We start from the raw sequence: 2,914 nt of genomic DNA, 5'->3' as shown, positions 1-2,914 counted from the left end.
TGGGAGCACGACCACTGGATCCACATGACCGCCTTGCGCCGGGGGCGCTTCAAGCTGATCATGGAGAACGACGTCCCTCGGTACTTCTTCGATCTCGGGGATGACCCCAAGGAGGAGCGCAACCTGCTCGGCAAAGGCGTCCCTGAGGAACGCGAACTGGTCGCCGAACCGAAAGGCACGCTAGGGTCTCTCCGTGCCGAGGGCCAGGCTCTGCGGCGGGGGGAACGGGCGCCGACGGAACTGCCCGAGGAGGTGAGGAAAACTCTCAAGGGCTTCGGCTACATGCAGTAGGCAGTAAGCTGCACGGCCCACCGGGACCGGGGGACGGACTGAACCGCAGGCGAGCGCCGCCAAACAAGAAGAACCGCCTCGGCGGCGGTTACAGGTCCGCCCGACGACCTGTGCGTTGTGCCGCCTCCGCTTGGGCCGCTCGCTCGCGCTGTGCCGCCGCTGCCTCGTATTCCTCGCGCTTGTCTTCCGCAATCGGCTCGAAGTACTGGCATTCGGGAGTGCAGGCCTCTGCATCCCCGACGTCAAGCCGGGTGACGCGGCAGGCGAGGTGATAGGCGTCAAGCGTCGAGCGCTCGCGATGCTCGGTGAGGTCTACGCCGACGTCGAGATGGGCGCATGGATGAGCCGCACGGACCGAAACCACCCTGCACATCTCACACGTGCGGTTGAACGTCTCGTTGGTCGCGCGCTCGCCCCTGCGCGTGGCGAGATCACAATAGAGCCTACCCAATTCGACACGGCGGTGCTCGCACATCGGGACGTCCGGCATTATTCCACCTCCACGACGACAGCCATTGACGAATATACCCCGCCGATGCTTCGCCCACCTGCATCGCGACTCTACCAGCGGCCCGTTTCTAGGCCTCCCACGCCAGCGCCGCCCCGCCGAGCAGCCCCACGTCGTCGCCCAAAGCCGCTGGGACGACGCTCATCGCTTCGTAGTTGGCATCGAGGACGTAGTTGCGCAGTCGCACGCGCAGGGGGTCGAAGAGCACGGCGCCGGACTTACTCACGCCGCCGCCGATGACGACCAGCGTTGGGTTGAGCAAGTTCACCGCCGCGCCGATGCCAAGGGCAAGAAACTCGGCCGTCTCGTTGATGATGCGCAGGGCGAGCGCGTCCCCGGCAACCGCCGCAGCGGCAACGGCTTGCGCGGTGAGCGGCTCCTCGTCGGCCATCGCCGCCAGCCGGGAGTCGGTCTCACCGGCGGCTATCGCCTCGCGGGCGCGGCGCGCGATGGACCATCCCGAGGCGAGCGCCTCCAGGCATCCGCGGCGGCCGCACGTGCACTGCGGCCCGTCGGGCAGCACCGTCGTGTGGCCGATTTCGCCCGCCATGCCGGTCGCCCCGCGATAGACGCGGCCGCCCGCGATGATGCCCCCGCCGATGCCGCTGCTCACCGTCAGGTAGAGCAAGTAGTCATGCCCTTTGCCCGCGCCGAACATGGCCTCGGCGAGAGCCGCCGCGTTGGCATCGTTGTCCATGAACGCCGGCGCGGCGAGGCGGCTTTCCATCTCGTCGCGCAGGTGGATCCCTTCCCAGCCATCGAGGTGATGACAGGTGACGGTGACGCCGGAATGATAGTCCACCGGCCCGCCGTAGCTGATGCCGATGGCGTCTGCCGGTCCGTCGGTGTCATCCAACAGCCCGCGCCCCATGGACTCCAGCGTATCCATGATCGCGGGCGGCTGCGCGCTGCGGTCAGTCTCCAACCGCCGGCTGGCGAGCACCTCCCCGGAACGCGCGACGATGCCTGCCGCCAGTTTCGTGCCGCCGATGTCGAGAGCAATCACGCGCTCCGGGCCGACATCGCTCGGCGTCTTCGCATTGTGATTGGTTCGCATCGTGTTCACCTCGGCGTCTCCAACGTTCTCTCGCTTGCGGCCCTGCGACTCGGCGCGCCCGGAAAAAATCCCACGCGTCCCGCTCCTTGGTATGAGGTAGACCTCCGCTACCCGCTCGACAGCACCCGTGCCGCCTCGAAGTAGATCCGCGCGGCCGCTCGCACCTGCTCCAGTTCGACGTACTCCCGGTCAGTATGCGCCTGCGCGAGGCTGCCCGGCCCGAACACCACCGCATCGATCCCGAGCTGCGCTTGAAAGCGCTCCGCCTCGGTCCACGCGCGCCACGATACGACGCCTGCATCACGCCCGGTTTCCCGTGCGGCGGCCAGCAGCGCGCGCACCGATGCGGCCTCGCGGTCCGTGTCCAGCGGCCCGCCGTACTTGGTAGTGCGCGCCGTGATCCCCTGCCACTGCGGCTCGCACAGCAGGCCCTCGACCCGGTCAACGACTTCATCCGCCGTCGCCGGCGGCACTACGCGAACATCCACCGCCGCCGTGCAGCGGTCAGGCACGCGATTGGCCCGGTCGCCTCCGCACAGCGCGCCCAGATTGAACGAGGGCGCCCCAAGGACCTCGTGCGCCGGCCAGGACGTCACGCGCGCTCTCATCTCGGTGATCAGCGCGATCGTCTTCTCGATCGCATTGTCGCCGCGTTCCGGCGTCGCTCCGTGAGCCGCTTGACCGCGGGCCTCGAGTTCGAAGAACACCAGCCCGGCGTGGGCCGTGAGCACGTGCAGGTCCGTCGGCTCGCCGACGATAACGTGGTCGCATCTGTACCCCGCGTCAAGCGCGCTGCGCGCGCCGCGCCCGGCGGCCTCCTCTTCGAGCGTTAGCAGCAGGTCGAGGCGGCCCGGAACACCACTGTCGTGCGCCGCCCGCAGCGCGGCCATCATCGCGGCGAGCGAGCCCTTTGCGTCACATGCACCGAGGCCCCACAGCCGGTCGCCGTCGCGCCGCGGGCTCGCCTGCGATGCGCCGAACGGAGCGACCGTGGCCGCAGGCGGGTGGATGCCAATCATCGGGCTGCCGACGGCGACGCTCGCGAGGGGGGTGTCTCG

At 68.8% G+C, this 2,914-nt stretch carries 4 protein-coding genes; 1 reads left to right on the top strand and 3 read right to left on the bottom strand.

Annotated elements, in window-relative coordinates; all coding sequences use genetic code 11:
* Window positions 1-291 (top strand): hypothetical protein (locus JSV65_10940; protein ID UCH33103.1); only part of this gene is annotated, 291 nt, incomplete at its 5' end.
* Window positions 292-379: 88 nt separating this feature from the next.
* On the opposite strand, the gene JSV65_10935 is transcribed toward JSV65_10940, so the two are convergent.
* The 3 genes from JSV65_10935 to JSV65_10925 form a co-directional block, all read right to left on the bottom strand.
* Window positions 380-781, bottom strand: a complete 402-nt coding sequence (locus JSV65_10935) for a hypothetical protein (GenBank protein ID UCH33102.1) — start codon at window positions 779-781, stop codon at window positions 380-382.
* An 88-nt stretch (window positions 782-869) separates the two neighbouring features.
* Window positions 870-1,856: an ROK family protein gene (locus JSV65_10930; GenBank protein ID UCH36752.1), complete on the bottom strand. Its 987-nt coding sequence runs from the start codon at window positions 1,854-1,856 to the stop codon at window positions 870-872.
* A gap of 107 nt (window positions 1,857-1,963) precedes the next feature.
* Window positions 1,964-2,914: M20/M25/M40 family metallo-hydrolase (locus JSV65_10925; GenBank protein UCH33101.1), on the bottom strand; the 951-nt coding region annotated here is incomplete at its 5' end.

The sequence above is a fragment of the Armatimonadota bacterium genome (assembly GCA_020354555.1).
In the GTDB taxonomy this organism is placed as follows: domain Bacteria; phylum Armatimonadota; class Hebobacteria.
Note: the sequence above shows the minus strand (reverse complement) of the source record. Positions and strands in the feature narration are given on the sequence as shown.

Bases quoted from the DNA above. Each gene is read 5' to 3' on its own strand.
- JSV65_10935 (UCH33102.1), bottom strand. From the start codon at position 781: ATGCCGGACGTCCCGATGTGCGAGCACCGCCGTGTCGAATTGGGTAGG.
- JSV65_10930 (UCH36752.1), bottom strand. From the start codon at position 1,856: ATGCGAACCAATCACAATGCGAAGACGCCGAGCGATGTCGGCCCGGAG.